Below are 18,468 nucleotides of genomic sequence, written 5' to 3' on the forward strand. Positions count from 1 at the left end.
CTATTGATATTAATAATAAATGCAATCAACACGGAGAAATTTTACAGCGATTTTTTTGATGGTAAGCTGTTGATTGTAAATAGTAATAAAAAATGATCCACGTTATATAGATCCTTAAGTTAAATCAGTCCAGAATTATCTGGGCTTTATAACTGCACAAAAAATCGATTGCGACTCTAACCAATTGTATATACTGAATCGCAACAGACATCGTAGACACTTTGTAGCATTACTGAAATTTGGTCAACAGAACAGTACCAAGCAGAGCTAATTCAGTCATGCGAAACAAGCTTTGGGGCACTTTTTATTTTGGAATAGTAATGCTGACAGAAAACCAAAACTGGCTTTAACGTAAACAGAAGAAAAGCAAATGCGACTTCGATGCCACCAAACTGTAATAGCATGGCAATTTCTGGAGCGAGTACCGCAATAGCTATTATCGCAATACCGATGGTGAGTTTTTGAAAAAGAGATAAATCTTCCCAGTTTTTCATATAAATCCTTTTTATGAAAAACGCTTGAAAAACATACTACCAGATGTCTCTATGCTTCGCAGTTCACAAAGCATATAGCGCCTTGCTGAGGTAAGTGTGAACAACGCAATACCTTAGCCTCCGCATAATACCTTAAACACATAACCCAACGCATAGTAAAAATGCCACGCGTTGCGAATCACTCTTAAGCAACTTGTTATACCGCTTGGCTGAGGCTAAAATGACCAACATAAAGACCATTTAAGAGACCGATTATATGACCACTAGAATTTTAGCCGATGTTGCTGCAAGCATTACTGAGTTGAAAGCTAACCCTATGAAAGTTGCAGCTAGTGCTTACGGTGAACCTGTTGCTGTATTGAATCGAAATGAGCCAGCATTTTATTGCGTACCTGCCGAAGCGTACGAAATGATGATGGACAGACTCGAAGATCTTGAACTATTAGCTATTGCGAAAGAGCGTGAATCTGAAGAGAGCATTTCGGTAAACATTGATGACCTATAAACTCGACTTTAAAAAGAGCGCACTCAAAGAGTGGAAAAAGCTTGGCTCAGCGCTGCAACAACAATTTAAGAAAAAGCTAATCGAGCGCTTAGACAACCCGCATGTTCCGGCTTCAAAACTATCTGGAGCTGACAACATGTATAAAATTAAGCTGCGCCAATCGGGCTACCGCCTCGTCTACAAAGTTGAAGACGATGTCATCATTGTAACCGTCTTAGCAGTCGGAAAACGCGAACGTAGCGATGTTTACCGTAACGCTATGAAAAGGTTAGCTGATTAATTGCGGTATAACGTCTTAGTATTGATGCCCTGTGCCGTTTGCTGGGCATCAATCGATTGTTGGACTTGGCCGCTGCCACACTTTCCCTAGTCCACAGCCAAACTGCTATTTTTCTGCCCAAATTTATCATCTGGCTTTACCGCCACGTTCCCCACTGCTAATAATCTGACACTTGTGATTCATGTTGGTAATTATTACAAATAATCAAGATGTTAATCACATATCTCAACAGCAAAATTCGGCAGAATATTGACAGTTTTCAAGAGGTTTTTTTGCTTGTATAGTAATTGTCTAAATTAGAAAAAACGGACTCATTTCATGTTTCGCTTCACCATTTATTCTATCGTCCTGTACGCGTTTTGGCTGACTTTTGTCGATGTTTCCCATTTCATGAAACAGGATTCTGGCAACATTTTTATCGAAGCGATGAAAGGGATCTGGCGGGATAATAACGAACTGGTGCAGTACTCATCTGACACACAAAGTGACATAAATGGCCAGTACTCAAGCCAGCATTCAAGCCAAGACTCATCTCAGTTATCATCGGCAGCTGAGATGGCGTCGCAGCAGACAGATTATGCTTCTGTGCAATCCGATACAAGCATATCCAACTCAAGCACATCCCATTCAATCACATCCAACTCAGCGACAGCGACATCGACTCACCTCTCCTGTGATGATTCGAGCTGCTACAGTCTGGATGATGAGATATACAGTCAAGCGGCGCTGGGCGAATAACGCAAATCCCCTAAACTCCCAGCAACCAATTTCCAGGCAAGAAAGTCCCACGGGGCAAAGCCATTAACAGCAAACCTTGAGTTAATGGCTTATTGCCGGTCAAACTAATGCCAGGGAGATTAATCTCGTTGCAGCGCCACTATAGGATCTAAACGCGCCGCCTTCTGCGCCGGATACATGCCAAAACCGACCCCTATGGTCATACACACACCGAGGGATAAAAAGATCGCAAAGGGCGACCAGGCCACGGGCCAGCCAGCGGCAGCCGAGATCACCAGCGCCAGCAATAAACCGACCAAGATGCCGATGAGCCCTCCTGTCGCCGAGATGGCGATACTCTCAATTAAGAACTGCCGGGCAATATCTTTGCGCCTTGCCCCTAAGGCCCTGAGCAAACCTATCTCGCCGGTTCGTTCCATAATGGTTGCCAGCATAATATTCATGATACCTATGCCGCCGACCAGCAGGGAGATCCCCGCCACGCAGGCCATGACTATGTTGAAAATCTGTTGGGTCTTCTGATGCTGTGCCAACAGATCTGCCGGCACTACCACCTCATAGTCTTTCTCACCGCCATGACGTCTGGCAAACAGATGATCCAGACTCTTGGCGGCCAGAGAGGGATCGACACCATCGGCGATAGCTAATTTTATCGCGTCCAACTCATCTTCCAGCGCCTTAAAATTCATCTTCTTCAGGGCAGTCGTCAGCGGGATAAACACCTGATTGCGCTCACCACCTAACTTAACTCCCTGGATTTTAGAGTTCCCCTGCTCCCCTTGAGACAGGACACCAACCACCTCAAACCATTGATGGTTTACTTTAATCAAGCCACCTATGGCTTTGCCTTGAGGAAACAGACTGCGTGCCGCCTCTGGCCCTAATACCGCCACCTGCCGATAATGGGTTTGGTCGTCATCGAGCAGAGTGCGGCCACTGGCTAAATGAAACGAGCTTAAGGCAAAATAATTAGGCGTCACCCCCATGACAGAGGCATCACTGCGCCCCTCTCGACTAAACAGACTGAAGGATTTCACCTGTTTCTGGGCGCTCCAGCCCTCGATAAAAGGCAGAGTACTGGCGGCACTTTCAACATCGCGCAAACTGAGTCCCACGCTATGTTCCCGAATCGATTTAAGGGCATCACCATCGGCGGGGCGCGCATTGACCAGGATATTTTTCACCCCCATGGACTCAATCATCTTCAGGGCTTCACGCTCGGCACCTTCACCGACACTGAGCATGGCGATCACCGCGCCCACCCCAAATACCATGCCGAGCAAGGTCAAAGAGGTGCGCAGTTTATGATGGCGCATCTCATCAAATGCCTGAGCTATCCCGGTAAGATAGCGCCCTATCACTGAATAACGGCTCATAACCGGCTCCTTTTCGGTGGTGTGGTCAAGGCGATAATATCCCCCGGGGTTAATCCGGAGAGGATCTGAGTCATATCTATACTGCGCTGACCGGGCGTAATGGCTTGTTCGATAAAGCCCTTGTCGGTTTTCAGATAGACCCAATGCCGCCCCTCTTTTTGAAAGATCGCCTGGTTGGGAATTGTGATCACATCATCAAGGGACAAGGCTTGCACCTTAGCACTGAGCTGACGTCCGGGCTGCATAATAGCCACTAAGGTGTTGTCCAGACTCACGGTAAACTGGAAATAGTTCACCGGACTACCCTTCTCTTTAGGCTTAGCTAGGGCATCCACCTGAGTCACCCTGCCCTTAAATGGCCTGTCAGGGTAAGCATCGAGATAGACAGTCGCCAATTGGCCTATGGCCAGGCCCGCCGCTTCAGATTCGAGCACATAAGCTCTGGCCTGCATGGTGGAAGTATCGGGCAGGGTGCCTATGGTAAAACCGGACCACATCATATCGCCCACCACAGGCATGACGCCATCCCAGGAGGCCTGATAGACAAACAGACCGTCGTGAGGCGCGATGATCTCCATCTGGCGCAGGTTATTTTCATAACGCTTGATCTTGGCCTGATGCCCCCCCTGCTTTAATTTGATCAGTTGCTGCTCCGCATCCGCCTGCTCATCATGCTGCGCCAGCCCCCAGTCAAAGTAGTTTAACTTGGCGCCAAGGTAATCTTGATTACGCATCTGCTCTATGATCTCTATCTTGGTGTAGACCCGCTCATCCTCGCTGAAAAATTGTTCGGCCAGCTGTTTCTCTTCGCTGGTCACCTGGGTTCCAGTGGTTAACTCCTGACTGATGGTCTTATCCTGCTGAAGCTGCATCTCGCTATCTAGACCTAGGCGATCGAAATCAAACTGCTCTCTTTCCAGCTCATAACGCTGACGGGTCGGATCCATTCTGGCGACCACATCCCCAGCTTTCACTTGCGTAAAGTTATCCAAAATCCAAGCTAAGGATTGGGGCCCCCGCAACCCGTTTGGCACAGTAACCGCGGTAGAATGGCTCGCTTCCAGCTCGCCCACTGCTGGGATCTCGACACTAAAATCCCCTTGACGGACCACCATGGTGAGTACACCATCGGTTTGCTGCTGCGAGCAGGCGCTCAGCAAAGCACTTGTCATCATTAACAGTGTGACGGCTCGAAATGATATTAAGAGGGAGTTTTTCATGGTAACAGCACCTCATCACCTAAGGCTAAGCCCTGACGTATTGAGATACGATCTCGTCCCATCTCCCCGATAACTATGGGTTGCTTACGCCGCCCAAGCCAGGTTGGACGCTCCACATAGGCCTGACCAGCCTCAAAGGAAACTGCATCGATGGCCAGCAGCAAAGAGGGAGAATCCTGCTCTATATCTATCACTATCTTGGCCGTCATCCCTGGGCGCATCAGCTCGCTGTCGGGTTCATCGATACTGGCAACGGCATCGAACACCACTAAGGGTACATCCTGATTCTTGTTGCGAAACACAGCCCCTAACTCGGTAATTTTGCCCCTAAACACCCGCTCGGGATTGGCATCCAAGCGGATCTTAATCGCCTGGCCTAGTTTTACGCGTTGGGCTTCCACCTCTGGCACTGTCATATTTACCTGCATATGGGACAAGTCTGGGATACTGAGCACGGCATCACCGGCAAACACAGATTGCCCCTCTTTAATCTTATTCCCCTGTGGATCTGTGCCATAAACCACTATGCCGGCTCGGGGCGCCTTTAATGTCATTGAGGCTATCCCCTTTTCCAGCGCCGCCACTTCCGAGGCAAATTTTTGCTCGTCACCGGCCAGCATCGCCTGACGTTGCTCGGCGCCTCGGGTTTCCAACGCAATTTTTTGCTCGATGAGACTGACATTATCCTTGGCGATCACCGCATCCCTTTGGTATTTCTCTTTCTCAATTAAGGCGACCGTTTCATCCGAGAGCTTAAATTTGCGATCCGCCTTTTCAAAGTTCATCTTAGCTTCGGCAAGATCTAACTTAAGCTGCTCTAACTTCTTGGCATTGCGCAATTTTGAGGTGGCGATATCCTGCTCCGTTGCGGCTAAATTGGCCTGACTGACGGATAATCTTTGCGTTAACTCGGACGTATCGAGTCTGGCCACCACATCCCCCTGCCTGACGCTTTGCCCCTCTGGTGCCAGCTGTTTTACCTGATATTGCCACACCCGGCGTATTGGCGGCGGCATCATAGAAACATTATCGGCAGACACCAGCTCCCCGGTGACCTCTATCTGTTGATACAATACCCCCTCTTCAACATGGGTTGTGATCTGAGGCTGGCATCCAGCCAGTAAGACGATAAACAGAGACATTGCGGATAAAAACGAGACGCTATTCATCACTCAGCTCCTTTGTCGCCACCAGAACACTCATGCCGGGTACTAGATTAATCTGACTATTATCACGATCGAAATCGATCCCCACCTTAAACCATTTACTCTGTCCCCAGGCCGCCTGGGCCATCGCCTGTTTACCTATCGATGCTATATGCCCAGCGAAAGTCACATTCGACTGGGCATCGAGGCGTAAGCTGACATTTTGGTTTATCTCAAGACGGTCAACATCCACCTCATTGACCCAGGCCACCACTTCCAGCCTATCCAGCGCCGGAATGGTGGCCACCTGCCGTCCTATCTGCACTGTATCGCCCACATCATACTTTTCATCATTAAAAGGATCGCGCCCGTAGAGTACAGGCCCGGCAAGCTGAGCTGTCAGCTCGAGCTGCTCCAACCCTTTGAGCGCCTGTGACAGCTCTAATTGGGCCTTTTGCTTATCTATGGCAAGCTGTTTTAGGCTGGCTTGCTGTTTGTCCAAGGCCTCACTCAATGCCTGTTTAGCCTTAGATAACTCACTTTTTGCCTGCATCAAAGCAAACTGATTCTCGGCATATTCTTTCGCCGCGATATAGTCGGCCGGAACATCGGCATCCAATTGGGCTTTTTCGACCTCAAGTTGCCTTTGCTTTAGGCTAAACTCTGCCTGTAAAACCGCGGCTTTTAACTCAAGTGCGCTGCTCTGCTCTTGGGCTGTGACCCGCAGCAGGCTAGCATCGAGCTGTTCAATCTGATTATTCAGCTGGCTCTTATCGAAAATGACCACACTTTGACCCGGTGTCGCCAAGGTGCCTTCGGGTAACATCCACTGGATCTGGTAACGCCAGGCATCTCCAGCCTTAGGTACACTAAAAGTTTGTGACTCGACCGAACTGATCTTGCCAGTCAGAAGCAGATCGTCAGTCAACTTAGTCGGCTCATCTGCCAAGGCATGGCAAAGCGTCAACGGCATCAATACGAGGCTCAGTGAAAACAAGCCTGTAACCCAAGGGTTTCCCTTGACTCTGACACTCATCATCCTAGGCATACCGCTCCCCTCGCGCATCCTGAGGCGCTATCTGCTTGATAACATCTTCGACGATTTCACCATCTCGCATACGGATCACCCGCTGGGCGTAGGCGGCCACTTCCTCTTCGTGGGTCACCAATATGATGGTTTGCCCAGCCCGATGCAGTTCTGTGAACAGCTCCATGATCTCCACCGATGTCTTACTGTCTAAGGCACCTGTTGGTTCATCGGCCAACAATATGGTGGGACGATTGACTAAAGAACGGGCTATGGCCACCCGCTGACGCTGACCGCCGGAGAGTTGATTTGGGCGATGATCTTGCCGTTCACCTAGACCCACACGCGCAAGCAGCTGCTGAGCATAGGCTTCACTCCCCTCATCATTTTGAGCAAAGCGTATCGGCAGCAGCACATTTTGCAGGGCACTTAGTCTAGGTAACAGATGGAAACTTTGAAAAACGAAGCCTATCTCTTTATTACGCACCGCCGACAGCGCATCATCGTCTAAAGAACTGACCTCCTGGCCATTGAGGTGATAGCTGCCACCGCTGGGCTTATCGAGACAGCCGATAATATTCATCAGGGTCGATTTGCCCGATCCTGACGGCCCCATGATAGCCACAAACTCATTGGCGTTAATGGTAAAATCCACTCCCCGCAGCGCAAGGACTGTTGCCTCCCCCATACGATAGGATTTCATCAGCTGTTTTACATTGATCATAAGCTGGATCTTTTAACCACTGGCGTTAGTTTAAATCAGTATCACTAATTTGCCTTAAACCTAAGAGAGTATGCAATTGAATTTATAAAAGATTACATTTGTACCTGTCTCCAGCCTTGAGGGCATGCAGGCGAAATTAATGAGAAAGCCAAAAAAAAAGTGCGATAAACGCACTTTTCAGGAAGAAAACACTAACTTACATGGTTGCCATTATCCAGTAATCCAGCCGCTGCTGAGGGTTAGCCAGCAACTCCTGACAGGGCTGCTTGTAGCGCCCCATCAAGGCTCCGAGGTTTTTATTACTGGGTAAGCTAGCTTGCTGTTCGGCGATCGTCTTATCGAGTAGCGCATCAACTTCAGCCTCAGTCTGATACTGTTTAGCCAATTTGACGGCATCAAGCTCAGACTGTTTCAAACGTTCACCTACCGCCTTCATCTGCGGGGCATTCATCTGGCTGATGGCACCCGATGCAATATGATAATAAGCGGCGCACTGCAACACCTCTTTGTTAAAGGCGACTTCGGCTTCCGATGCCGCCATCACATTCCCAGCTATACCGGCGACAGCCAGGATGAATATGTTCAAACCCTGTTTTAAATCCATCTCTATTTCCCAACCTTGTTGATTATCCTTCTTATTTAGCTTTAACCACTTCTACTTTAGATGCCGCTTAATATCAAGGTTGTAACTGAAAAAGTCTTCTTTTAACTCAAAACCTAAAGAATGATACAGAGCTCGAGCGTGCTGATGTTCCCGTCTGGCAGTCACCGACATACTCTCTATCTGTTTGGCTTTAGCGTAGTCGATGGCACAATTGACCAGCCGCCGACCAAGCCCCACACAACGAGCATGCTGAGTCACATAGAGATCGCTTAAGGTCAAGGTGGGTTGCGCAGAGATGGAGTCAAATGTTGGATAGAGCTGACAAAAGCCCAATCCCATTCCTCGGATATCCTGGGCAAGAAAAATAACAGCATCTTGGTTGCTAAGCCGCGCCAAAATAAACTTGGTCGCTAGGGGAAGATCATGGGGCTGCCCATAAAACTGCCTGTGCTCATCAAAGAGTTGAGCCACAAGCTGCACATCTTCTGTGGTTGCTCTTTTTATCTCACCTGACATACCTCCTCCTTGCTCTCGCCATCTGGCCAACTCAAATTCAGCCCTCATTTGGGCGGTTCAAATTGGCTCATCAAATGGATCAAGTTCTGTTTCACCGCTGGCCATTCGCTGTCTATGATGGAATACACTACTGTATCTCGTATCGTGCCATCTTTTAAAATTCTGTGATTGCGTAATACGCCATCCTGCTTCGCCCCGAGGCGAGTAATTGCCTCTCTGGATCTTTGATTATTCCAATGGGTACGAAACTCCACCGCGATAACATCCAGTACCTCAAAGGCGTATTGCAACAATAAAAATTTAGCCTCGGTGTTGATACCTGTGCGCTGGGCAGACTTTGCATACCAGGTATGGCCTATCTCGAGTCGACGATTGGCCTGATCCCAAGCCATTAGCCTAGTAGACCCTACTATTTTGCCTGAGAATTTATCCCTTACCACAAAGGCCAAGGCTTCACCTTGCTCCTCAGCCTCTAAGGCCTTATCAACGAAGGCTTTCATCTCTTCCGGGTGGGGAGCACTGGTATACCACAGCTGCCATAACTGACCATCACTCACGGCGATAGACAAAGCGGGTATATGTTCTCTGCCCAGTGGCTCCAGCACCACTAACTCACCGACAAGAAAACCAGATTGCGCCTCATTATTCATAAATGGCCCTTAAGTGACAATATCGATTGAATATGAAAAATAATGAAGCCCGAATTTAACTTGGAAGTGCGACTCTCACTCTGTTGTTACTCTCAATTTAACAGCACAGCTTATTTTATAAGCACCAAGGTAAACCACGCTACCAAAAAAAAAGAGTAAGTCCAAGTCTTTATTGAATATTTATAAGAGTAATGGACTTCACCATCGGACTTTATAATCAGATTTTCCACCGCCAGATACGGCGACAACCAGTAGATAATCTCAGCAGAAGAAGTGACAGTTGTTGAAGAAGTGACAGTGCTTGAGCGGAACTCACCGCAAAAAAATGCCCGCACAATCGGCGAGCATAAAATCACTAAGGGTGAAAACTACAGGTATAAGATCACAAGGTCTAGGGTATCGATCTTTTTCCCTGTCTACTTTGACATTTTTTACAAAAATGTAAACACGACCAAAGTCTAGAGTGATTTAGATCACAAGTATCTAACAAAGTTTTCAAACGATTTTAAAGGTTTACTCTGAGCCTCTACCGCTGGCGTCCCTAGATAGAGGAAACCCACTATCTGATCTTGCAGCCCCAAACCCAGGCTCTGATGCAGATGGCGATTAAAAGCTAAACTGCCGGTGCGCCAAATGCCGCCGAGTCCCTGAGCAAAAGCCGCCTGTTGCATCGCCATACAGGCACATCCCGCCGCAAGCTGCTGCTCAAGCGGCGGCACTTTCGGATGCTCAGTCACCTTAGCCACAACTATGATCATCATAGGCGCCCTCTTAGTCATATTGGCCACCTTACTTAACACAGCTTCCTCGGCGCCCTCACCGCGTGTCGCATCGACAAAGGCATCGGCGAGTTTATCTAAACCATCGTCCGTTGCCACAATAAATTCCCAGGGCGATAGCCCGGCATGATCCGGCACGCGCATAGCGGCATTTAATATGGTCGTGAGTTGTTGCTCATTTGGCGCTGGAGCCACTAAACGTGGAGTCGATTGGCGGGTTAACAGGAGTTCGATAGCGTCCATGAAATTGATCCTAAAAGATAAGTATGTAAAACAGAGTATCAAACTGCTTGATAAAATCCTAACAGGCAGAAAGAAAAGTTGGCCGACTTAAGTAGGTTTTCTCAAGTCAGGCGACAAAGTGCCAGCCGCAGCTATCTACTCAGTGAGTAATGCAGCGCTGCCGTCAAAGCAGTTCAGGTAAGAGGTGAACAGAGCACTTCCCTGCTTAGACTCAACTTTTTCATCCTGGCTATAGCTCGCCATTAGCAGCGCCCAGCAGCAGGCAAAATACCAATAGAGCTCAATTGCTGCAGGAATGGCGCTTAGCGCATCTGAGGTCAATTTGGGGTGTTGATGCAGATAAGAGCGGATCAAGTAATGACGCTGAGGCGTAGACAATCTATGGGTTGCCAGGATACTGGCAAGATCCACCAGCGGATGAGACAGACAAGCATACTCAAAATCGATACACCAGAGCTTATTGTCTGTGTAGATCAGGTTATGGGGATTAAGATCCCTGTGGCTAAATTGCGGCGCAAGCATGCAATCTTCAAGTTTCTCAAGCAGCTTTGTTACCCTGTCTTGCCGCTTAAGCAGCCGCCCATAACGTTCAGACCAGGCTTGCTTCAGACTCGGTGCTAAACTGTCTTTTTTCTTATCACAGATTTTTAGCGCCTCAAGATACTCATGCCACTGTGCATCTATAAAATGGCTATTTTCTGGGGCGGGTAAATGACTCAGTTGCCTCAGTAGCGTCAACAACAACTCTTCGGCCTGGGGCCAGATCTCACGATAGTCGATCAGCGGATGGGCACTGTTGGCCGTCATCAGGTGACTCCAGTCCCGCTCGCTTGCGATAAACTCACTTAAATAACAGCTGTGATCATCGGCGACATAGCGTAATCTCGGCGCCAACTGCGCCTGCTCGGCCAGACGCCAATTATTCACTTCACTTAGGCGATCACAAATACTCCCGCTTGCCTGGCTGTTGAGCCTTAAGGCAGATGGCATCTCTCCTTCGAGCAGATAGTTTTGATTACTTAAGCCTCGGGAAAGCGGAATAAGGGGCGGAGTAAGAGATAGCGCCCACTCCTGAGTACCATCAATCTCTTTAAGCTGATTAACCAGCTCCCATTGCACCGATGCACTCAGTGGCGCTAACAAGGTCTTGAGGTCTAACTCTCCGGTATATTTCACTGACAGTTACTCGCAAGCCACTACTGGTAAGAGAGTTGCCTGGATGCTTCCTCTTGCCCAAGCATCTCTTGGCGCCACATCAGATAACCCGCGACCGCCATGCCGACATAGAGCACAAACAGCAAAGAGGTTAACATCAGGCCCTTGCTAAAATAGAGGTAGATAGACACCAGATCGATAACCACCCAATAGAGCCAGTTTTCCACTACTTTTTGTGCCACCAGATAGGTGGTCATCACGGCAAAACAGGTGGTTGCCGCATCCAGATAGGCAAACGACGCCTGAGTATAGTTATCCATCACATAGCCAAGGCCAAGAGAAACCAATGTGGTAACGCAGATGATCCAGATATGGCGAGAAGGTGACCAACTGACAATCGCTAAATTATCATCGCCCTGGCGTTTCTTATCCCTTCTGCCATGACGCCAGAGCCAGAAGCCATAGACAGCCATCGCCATGTAATAGACGTTAAGCATGGACTCCATTAACAGTGCCACTTCCCAAAACAGCACAGTATAAATAATGGTGCTGAGAAAGGCGGCTGGCCAACACCAGATATTGCCGCGCATCGCCAGCCACAGATAGGCAAGTGCCAACACCACAGCAATCGCCTCCCATGCTGTCATATGCCCCATATCGACTAACGCATCGGAGAAGGTCGACAAGATCACATTGAAAAACTCTGTCATAAACTCACTCTAAGCTTCTGGCTGTTAAAAGGTTATGGCTCTTAAAAGTTAAGGTTACTGGCTATGGGAGAGGTTTAGCTCGCCACCAATAAACTTAACAACAAACACCGCCTTGCCCCACTTTTCATGGGCTGCCTGCATCTCTATGGCTAGCATATTCATCACCTCGCGATAGTCACCGCAGATCTGCGTCGCCATGGCATTGGTCTTACGTTCGATATTGCTGTAACTGTCAACGCGATCGATAAACCACTGAATAGGTTCTAAATAGTTCTCTTTAAGCGGATACATGCTGATCTCAGCCGTTAATTTCATCATTTTCTTTTCCTTTACATCTTTTAGAGTTTTTCTGCATTTGTTAGCGCATTCTTCATCTATTAGAGCTTTCGTTCACTTTTAGAGCTTTCATTCAGCTTCCAAAGCTTTTATTCATCTTCCAAAAATAGTGGGCTGAGCCGACCATTCAGCCCATGACCATTAGGCTAGATAAATTTAATACTCAAGGTGATGCCTAACTGACGGGGATCGCCATAGCGAATATATTGCTTGTCTGCCCAGTCCAGATCCGGCTCGTTACCAAAGTAGAAACCACGTACACCGTACTTTTCGTCGAACAAGTTGCGCCCCCAAAGGTATACAGACCAGAGTTCGGTTTCATAGCCAAGGCGCGCGTTATAGAGAGTGTAGGATTCAGATCTGGAATCGTTACTGTCTGAATAGTAGAAATCACTCTTCCCACTGCCATTGAGATTGGCAAACCAACCGGAATCGCTGCGATAAGTAACGCCAGCACTATAAGTAAGATTAGGCGAATGAGCCAACTCGCGGCCACTGAGATCCACCAGAGAACCATACTTATCCAGATACTGATAATCGCCATAGGCGGTTTCTAACCAGCCTAAAGTGCTATAGAGCTTGAGATTATTTGTTGCATACCAGTTAGCTTCAAGCTCGGCACCATAGTTGTGTGAACTGCCCGCATTTTCGGTATAAAGAATAAACTTTTGAGGCTCAAGGGGGTTTTGCTGTGATGCTGCCACCTGTTGATCTTGTCTATCCATAAAAAACAGTGACATACGCGTGGTTATATCGCCCTCAAACCAGTTCGATTTCAATCCCAGCTCATAGTTGTATAGAGTTTCTGTTTGAAACTCCTTCTTACCACTAAGCGCTTGCGGCAAGGACATATTGAAACCACCGGCCTTATAACCACGGGCTACACGGGCATAGGCTTGATGGCTGACATTGAGACGCTTACTCAAGGCGATATGGCCGCCCCACATGGTTTCAGCAGGCTTAAATGCATCCCCTGCACTGTCTTTATAGTCACTGTCTCTGCGCTCTACCCGAGCCCCCAGTGACAGATCATAACCACTGCCCAAATCGCTGTCGAGCTGAGCGAAAGCGGCAAGATTGGTGGCACTATACTGGGCAGAGAGTTCATCTATCCAGCCATTGTAATATTCACTGGTCTGGTTATCTTCATCGAGTTTCATCCCATAGATCCCAAGCAACCAGTCTGTACTGCCGGCAAAAATGCGTCCGGCATCCTTTGAGCTTAGGCGAAACTCTTGAGACAAGGTTTGTCTTTCCCCTAACTTGTCCCAGGTATAGTCATACTCACAGGGCGTCCCCGAGCAGTCTTTACTCTGCCAATAGGCACTGTAAGCCCAGTCTCCATCATAGCCGTAATGGGTATCGGTTTGTGCCACAGAGCTTAAGGACACAAGCTCAAAACGCTCAGCCCCAGAATAGGTCAGTTTAAGTGAGCTGCCTGTGGTACGCTGCTTGTCGACACCCGGCATATCTGTCAGGGTATCAAAACCATTGTTATCTAAGGTCCAGGCATCATAGCCATTGTTAAAATCGGCATGCATCAGATTCAAATCGACAGCAAGGCTGTCACTGGCAAACCAGCGCAATTTGACCCGCGCCATTAACTCATCACGACCATTGGTATCTTCTCTATCCAGGAAAAGATTATCGCGATAGCCGTTTTGCTCATGTTGCTGCAAAGATACCCGATACTGTAGCTTGTCACTAAGCGGACCCGAGCTGTAACCACTATAGGTGCGCAGCTGATCGTCACCCAGACTCACCTCGGCGCCATGTTCAAACACCTCTGTCGGATCGTTACTCTTAAGGTAAATCAGACCGGCTAAGGCATTTGCCCCATAACGGGTTCCCTGTGGGCCACGCAGCACTTCGACCTGCTGTAGATCGTACATGCTGGAGATCATACCTAAGCCGGAGAGATCGATATCATCGATGATAAAGCCCACAGATGAGTTGGGTGCGCCTTGATACTCCTCCTGCTCACCCACGCCGCGGATCTGGAAATATTTAGCCCTCGAACTACCACCAGACCAGTTAAAGTTGGCAATGGAGTTGAGCAGATCCTCAAAATGCCCGGCGCCTTCATCCTGGATCTGCTGCTGATCGATAACGCTGATACTCGAGGGCATCTTATCGACTGCAGATTGACGAAAATCGGATGTCACCACCATGACTTCCATTTTGTCATCAGTCACGGGGGTATCATCGGCATGTAAGCTGAGAGTGGGAAACGCGGCGCAGACGGCCAAAGCAATTGGAGATAGGGATAATGTTATTTTCATAGGACCTCAAATTAATTTTTGAGATCCGGCACTTAAAAAGCGAGAACGACTGCACAGTCAAATAGTGATGTTCAATTTGTGTGGCCCATTCCTACGCCGGTATTAGCCGGATCAGGTTCTAAGGGTTCGTCATATGACATCTCAGTGAGCTCGCTATTCATTAAATAAAACAACGGCTAACACCCCTTGGCAAGGGCGAGTATACACCAAACTCACAATTTGTTGACAACTTAAATATATTTTTTATGTAAGAGAATAAATAACCAGCAAAATAAACGGCTTAACATTGAATAGGATATAAAAAAACCCGACATCATTTTTAGATATCGGATTTATTATCAGTTGGTTATATAAGGTATCGAGTGAGAAAACAATTTTTCAGCAAATTAATTGGAGATCGCCTCTCGAATATAGAGCTCACAACGTACGGCAGTCCCTGTGGGTGAAACCGCACTCACCTGCTTTTGCTGCTTACCGTGTAGCTTCACGGGTTTCCAGCTCATGCCATCATCCTCCAGGGTTAAGCCATTGATGTCATACCAGGTAAATTTGTACTGAATATGCACATCACTGCGCTTTTGATTGGCTAGGGTTCCCGCACAGATCAGATTCTCGGCCTCACCTTGAGTAAAGACACGCCCGACAGTCACATCACCATTAAATGCGCTGTTATCGATACGCCCTTCACCGGTTGAACTTGCCATAACACCAGAGGTATTTTGCGCACATGCCGTTAATCCAAACAGGAACAGCAACACAGCTATTTTTCTCATACAGGCACTCCTTTTACCATTAAAATCACTCAATCAAAAAATGGGCTCTTGCAGTCGCGATCAAGGACTTACGATTCGTCTGCCAACAGTTAATGTTCACGTTCGCCACTCGGCGCCCCTGGCGGGTAATTTTGCACTCGGCGAAACTGTCTCTATGGTAACCCGCTCTGAGGTAATCAATCGAAAAGTCGACAATCTTGGGCACTTTAGTGGTTTGCATAAATACCATTAATTGCACAATTGCCGACATCTCCATAAAACCTGCAATCACCCCCCCATGGATAGCTGGCAAGGTTGGATTACCGATATTTTCATCTTTGGCCGGTAACTGAAACACCAACTCATCACCAAAGCGAACAACTTGCATCCCTATAAACTTAGCATAAGGCACATGCTCTAACAGGTGACTGAAATCGTTTAATTCTGTGGCTTTCTTCAGGATCTCTTTGACGTTCATCGCATTCGCTTGTTGTTCTTGACTCATTCTGCCTCTCCCATCAATGCACGACGAAATGACTCACCTATCATCTCTGGGCTAATACGCATAAATGATCCCACCGCATGAGCGATAGGATCATCAATGGAGTCTTGGTAAGCAATGGCGCGGGTAAAGGCCACTGTCGATGACAAGCGATAGCACTCTGCAAAGCCGTACACACTCTTGTTCGGCTCGGCAGGCTTCATATAATCGACCCGCAGATCTAAGGTAGGCGAAAGCTCCAATGACTTAAACTTATCAAAAATACTGCACACCACTGCACTTCCACAGGCGGTATCCATCAGAGTTGTTATCACGCCACCATGGATAACGCCAGTATCGGGATAACCGATTAATTCGCTACTGTAGGGCAGTTCGATCAACACATGATGTTCGCTGGCTTCGAGAACAGATAACTTCAAGCGACGGCATTGGACAAGCTGGTTAACAAAGCGGGTCGCTAAATCTGTCAGCGGAAAAAATTCAGGGTTAATTTTCATTGTGATAAAGACTCATTTAGCGAGAAGCAACCAAGGGACCAATATATTGACCGCCTAGCAGGTGCATATGAATATGGTAAACCTCCTGTCCACCATGCTTATTACAGTTGATCACTAGGCGGTAACCATCGTCGGCGATCCCCGCCTCGTCGGCCAATTTAGCCGCCACAGTGATCATACGCCCCAGTGCCTTTTCATCGGACGATTTCACATCATTCACAGTAGGGATAAGATGATTAGGGACTATCAGAATATGGGTAGGCGCCTTAGGTGCTATATCACAAAATGCGGTAACCAAGTCATCCTGATACAAAATATCGGCTGGAATTTCACGTCTAATAATTTTACTGAAAATCGTCTCTTCTGCCATCTTTCAATCCTCTCGGAATTATTGATGCAGACAGTATACTCATAAATTGACTGTTTGTGATCAGGACAATAATCCCCAGCCAAACAGAGACATGAAACTTGATTGGTTCAATATTGATATCGAATCGAAATGCGGCAGCACAATTTGCTGAATTATGACGAATAACGACCAGAAAACGATAAATCATGCTAAAAAACAAAACAAAATATCGCTCAATGCAGCACAGCACCCTTTTTAACGAATTGATTGGCGAATTGACTGATGAATTGATTCAAGCCAGTCTAATCTTCTCTGATTTTTGCCAGTACCCTTGCCTCTGAATGGGCTTCGAGCCAATATTTTTGCAACACAGGATTGCGTAACCCAGTGCTTTTGTCGGCCAAGTTCCAGGCGCCTTTCCAGATCCCATCGGCAATCATATGAATGACCGCAGTCTCTATCGCCGAGGCAACACACAGACTCACTGGCTCATTTGAAGTATATCCAAGTTCAGACTCCAACAGCTCCTGGGCATCGATAAACTTGAACACACCCGCAGAAACTTCCATCGAAATGATTGACTTAGTTGTGGTCACGCTGCTGAGCAGTCGTCCGGATCGAATATCGACCGCTCGTAAATTTACCGTCACTGAGTCCACCCTAAACTGAGTCGATGCTCCGATCCCTAAATAACGAGCCCCAGCGCCACCGGTACGAACATTGGTGTCATAGGCGACTATGCCCCCCTCCATTAAGATCTGCGCCGAGTTTAACTGAGGCAGTTTACTCGCGTCGCCATTTAACGCTGCACGAACAATCTTGCGTTCGGTCAACAGGTTTTGTAATCCCTCCCGTTCAACAGGGATAAACCAGCGAGAATCATTTAATGCCTGGGCAAGAAACGCTGTGCCACTTTGAGGTACGGCGGTGGAAAAGTTACTCGACGGCACAGGTTTATATTGGCCCGTTTGATCACGAAAATCATAAACTGCCGCGATAATTGCCCCTTGTGGGAGAGGAAGATTGATCAGGTCGTAGTAACTTTCTCCTTTGGGCATCAAACTTGACGAAGCATCTATGTCATCCAGTTCATTATTTGCACTGCATGCGGTGAGGCAAAGCAAGATCACGCTTAATATGCATTTTTTCATGATCAGCCACCCACTGAAGTCCCGTTACCAAGCCCACCCACTTCTATGACAGTGGTCTCGCCCGTGAGTAAATCGGTGATATGTACCAGTAAGGTTCCGTCTTCATTGACCACTTGGATCTCGTAATCTGTGGTCTTAAGGTAACCTTCACCGCCATTGGCTGCATCATTAAAAAGTTGACTCATCAGGCGCGACTCTAACGAATTAGCCAGGCGATCGAGTGCCGAGGGAGGGGTATAACTGGAACCAGAACCACCAGAATACTTATTCTGGGCCGAGGCGTTGGCCAATAAATAGCTGCCGTTAAGGTAACTTCCACCGAAATTTGGGTTTACTGGTGTATAAACCAGTTGAGTGGCAAGGCCATTAGAACTCCATAACATCAGACTGAGTATGCCTAACGAAAGGTATGTTGATCGCTTGTTCATATTAA

23 protein-coding genes and 1 riboswitch are annotated in these 18,468 nt (G+C 47.7%); of the genes, 3 read left to right on the plus strand and 20 right to left on the minus strand.

The window, feature by feature from the left end; all coding sequences use genetic code 11:
* Positions 1–272 precede the first annotated feature (272 nt).
* Positions 273–494, minus strand: a complete 222-nt coding sequence (locus LZP69_RS06905) for a hypothetical protein (RefSeq protein WP_234199464.1) — start codon at positions 492–494, stop codon at positions 273–275.
* A 256-nt stretch (positions 495–750) separates the two neighbouring features.
* On the opposite strand from LZP69_RS06905, the gene LZP69_RS06910 reads away from it, so the two are divergent.
* The 3 genes from LZP69_RS06910 to LZP69_RS06920 all read left to right on the plus strand — a co-directional run bounded on the left by LZP69_RS06910 (position 751) and on the right by LZP69_RS06920 (position 2,017).
* The gene (locus LZP69_RS06910) at positions 751–999 is read left to right on the plus strand and encodes a type II toxin-antitoxin system Phd/YefM family antitoxin (protein WP_069544518.1); all 249 of its coding nucleotides are present in this window, start codon (positions 751–753) and stop codon (positions 997–999) included.
* Entirely contained in the window at positions 989–1,279 is a 291-nt protein-coding gene (locus LZP69_RS06915) for a type II toxin-antitoxin system RelE family toxin (RefSeq protein ID WP_234199466.1), read from the plus strand. Before LZP69_RS06910 ends, LZP69_RS06915 begins: the two co-directional genes overlap by 11 nt.
* Before the next feature lie 318 nt (positions 1,280–1,597).
* Positions 1,598–2,017, plus strand: coding sequence for a hypothetical protein (locus LZP69_RS06920; RefSeq protein ID WP_234199467.1), 420 nt, complete (start codon positions 1,598–1,600; stop codon positions 2,015–2,017).
* A 119-nt stretch (positions 2,018–2,136) separates the two neighbouring features.
* On the opposite strand, the gene LZP69_RS06925 is transcribed toward LZP69_RS06920, so the two are convergent.
* From LZP69_RS06925 to LZP69_RS07015, 19 genes are all read right to left on the minus strand, one after another.
* Positions 2,137–3,393 carry an ABC transporter permease gene (locus LZP69_RS06925; RefSeq protein ID WP_234199469.1) on the minus strand — a complete coding sequence of 419 codons (1,257 nt, stop codon included), beginning with the start codon at positions 3,391–3,393 and terminating at the stop codon, positions 2,137–2,139.
* Complete coding sequence (locus LZP69_RS06930; RefSeq protein WP_234199470.1) at positions 3,390–4,568, minus strand: efflux RND transporter periplasmic adaptor subunit; 1,179 nt, start codon at positions 4,566–4,568, stop codon at positions 3,390–3,392. The genes LZP69_RS06925 and LZP69_RS06930 overlap by 4 nt, the downstream gene beginning before the upstream one ends.
* 41 nt (positions 4,569–4,609) lie before the next feature.
* Entirely contained in the window at positions 4,610–5,782 is a 1,173-nt protein-coding gene (locus tag LZP69_RS06935; RefSeq protein ID WP_234199471.1) for an efflux RND transporter periplasmic adaptor subunit, read from the minus strand.
* On the minus strand, positions 5,775–6,806 hold the full coding sequence (locus LZP69_RS06940; RefSeq protein WP_326490251.1) for an HlyD family secretion protein: 1,032 nt from the start codon (positions 6,804–6,806) through the stop codon (positions 5,775–5,777). Before LZP69_RS06940 ends, LZP69_RS06935 begins: the two co-directional genes overlap by 8 nt.
* Positions 6,799–7,509 carry an ABC transporter ATP-binding protein gene (locus tag LZP69_RS06945; protein WP_234199472.1) on the minus strand — a complete coding sequence of 237 codons (711 nt, stop codon included), beginning with the start codon at positions 7,507–7,509 and terminating at the stop codon, positions 6,799–6,801. Before LZP69_RS06945 ends, LZP69_RS06940 begins: the two co-directional genes overlap by 8 nt.
* A gap of 196 nt (positions 7,510–7,705) precedes the next feature.
* Entirely contained in the window at positions 7,706–8,113 is a 408-nt protein-coding gene (locus LZP69_RS06950; RefSeq protein ID WP_442800667.1) for a hypothetical protein, read from the minus strand.
* Positions 8,114–8,164: 51 nt separating this feature from the next.
* Positions 8,165–8,629 (minus strand): GNAT family N-acetyltransferase, encoded by a 465-nt coding sequence (locus LZP69_RS06955; RefSeq protein WP_234199473.1) that lies wholly within the window; start codon positions 8,627–8,629, stop codon positions 8,165–8,167.
* 44 nt (positions 8,630–8,673) lie between these two features.
* On the minus strand, positions 8,674–9,279 hold the full coding sequence (locus tag LZP69_RS06960; protein ID WP_234199474.1) for a GNAT family N-acetyltransferase: 606 nt from the start codon (positions 9,277–9,279) through the stop codon (positions 8,674–8,676).
* Between the two features lie 473 nt (positions 9,280–9,752).
* The gene (locus LZP69_RS06965) at positions 9,753–10,301 is read right to left on the minus strand and encodes an NAD(P)H nitroreductase (protein WP_234199475.1); all 549 of its coding nucleotides are present in this window, start codon (positions 10,299–10,301) and stop codon (positions 9,753–9,755) included.
* A 135-nt stretch (positions 10,302–10,436) separates the two neighbouring features.
* On the minus strand, positions 10,437–11,477 hold the full coding sequence (locus LZP69_RS06970; protein ID WP_234199476.1) for a phosphotransferase: 1,041 nt from the start codon (positions 11,475–11,477) through the stop codon (positions 10,437–10,439).
* Between the two features lie 20 nt (positions 11,478–11,497).
* Positions 11,498–12,166 carry a nicotinamide riboside transporter PnuC gene (pnuC, locus tag LZP69_RS06975; RefSeq protein WP_234199477.1) on the minus strand — a complete coding sequence of 223 codons (669 nt, stop codon included), beginning with the start codon at positions 12,164–12,166 and terminating at the stop codon, positions 11,498–11,500.
* Positions 12,167–12,220: 54 nt separating this feature from the next.
* A complete protein-coding gene (locus LZP69_RS06980; RefSeq protein WP_234199587.1) occupies positions 12,221–12,481 on the minus strand; it encodes a YkoF family thiamine/hydroxymethylpyrimidine-binding protein in 261 nt (86 codons plus the stop codon).
* A 167-nt stretch (positions 12,482–12,648) separates the two neighbouring features.
* Positions 12,649–14,784 (minus strand): TonB-dependent receptor, encoded by a 2,136-nt coding sequence (locus LZP69_RS06985; RefSeq protein WP_234199479.1) that lies wholly within the window; start codon positions 14,782–14,784, stop codon positions 12,649–12,651.
* 71 nt (positions 14,785–14,855) lie between these two features.
* Positions 14,856–14,981, minus strand: a riboswitch (TPP riboswitch).
* Between the two features lie 189 nt (positions 14,982–15,170).
* Entirely contained in the window at positions 15,171–15,557 is a 387-nt protein-coding gene (locus LZP69_RS06990) for a YcfL family protein (RefSeq protein WP_234199482.1), read from the minus strand.
* A gap of 25 nt (positions 15,558–15,582) precedes the next feature.
* Complete coding sequence (locus LZP69_RS06995) at positions 15,583–16,041, minus strand: PaaI family thioesterase (protein ID WP_234199483.1); 459 nt, start codon at positions 16,039–16,041, stop codon at positions 15,583–15,585.
* Entirely contained in the window at positions 16,038–16,535 is a 498-nt protein-coding gene (locus tag LZP69_RS07000) for a PaaI family thioesterase (RefSeq protein WP_234199484.1), read from the minus strand. The genes LZP69_RS06995 and LZP69_RS07000 overlap by 4 nt, the downstream gene beginning before the upstream one ends.
* 16 nt (positions 16,536–16,551) lie before the next feature.
* Positions 16,552–16,905: a purine nucleoside phosphoramidase gene (gene hinT / locus LZP69_RS07005; protein ID WP_234199485.1), complete on the minus strand. Its 354-nt coding sequence runs from the start codon at positions 16,903–16,905 to the stop codon at positions 16,552–16,554.
* A gap of 281 nt (positions 16,906–17,186) precedes the next feature.
* Positions 17,187–18,035, minus strand: coding sequence for a CsgG/HfaB family protein (locus LZP69_RS07010; protein WP_234199486.1), 849 nt, complete (start codon positions 18,033–18,035; stop codon positions 17,187–17,189).
* 2 nt (positions 18,036–18,037) lie between these two features.
* Positions 18,038–18,463 (minus strand): curli assembly protein CsgF, encoded by a 426-nt coding sequence (locus LZP69_RS07015; protein WP_234199487.1) that lies wholly within the window; start codon positions 18,461–18,463, stop codon positions 18,038–18,040.
* Positions 18,464–18,468 lie beyond the last annotated feature (5 nt).

This window comes from Shewanella sp. AS1 (genome assembly GCF_021412565.1).
Classification (GTDB): domain Bacteria; phylum Pseudomonadota; class Gammaproteobacteria; order Enterobacterales; family Shewanellaceae; genus Shewanella.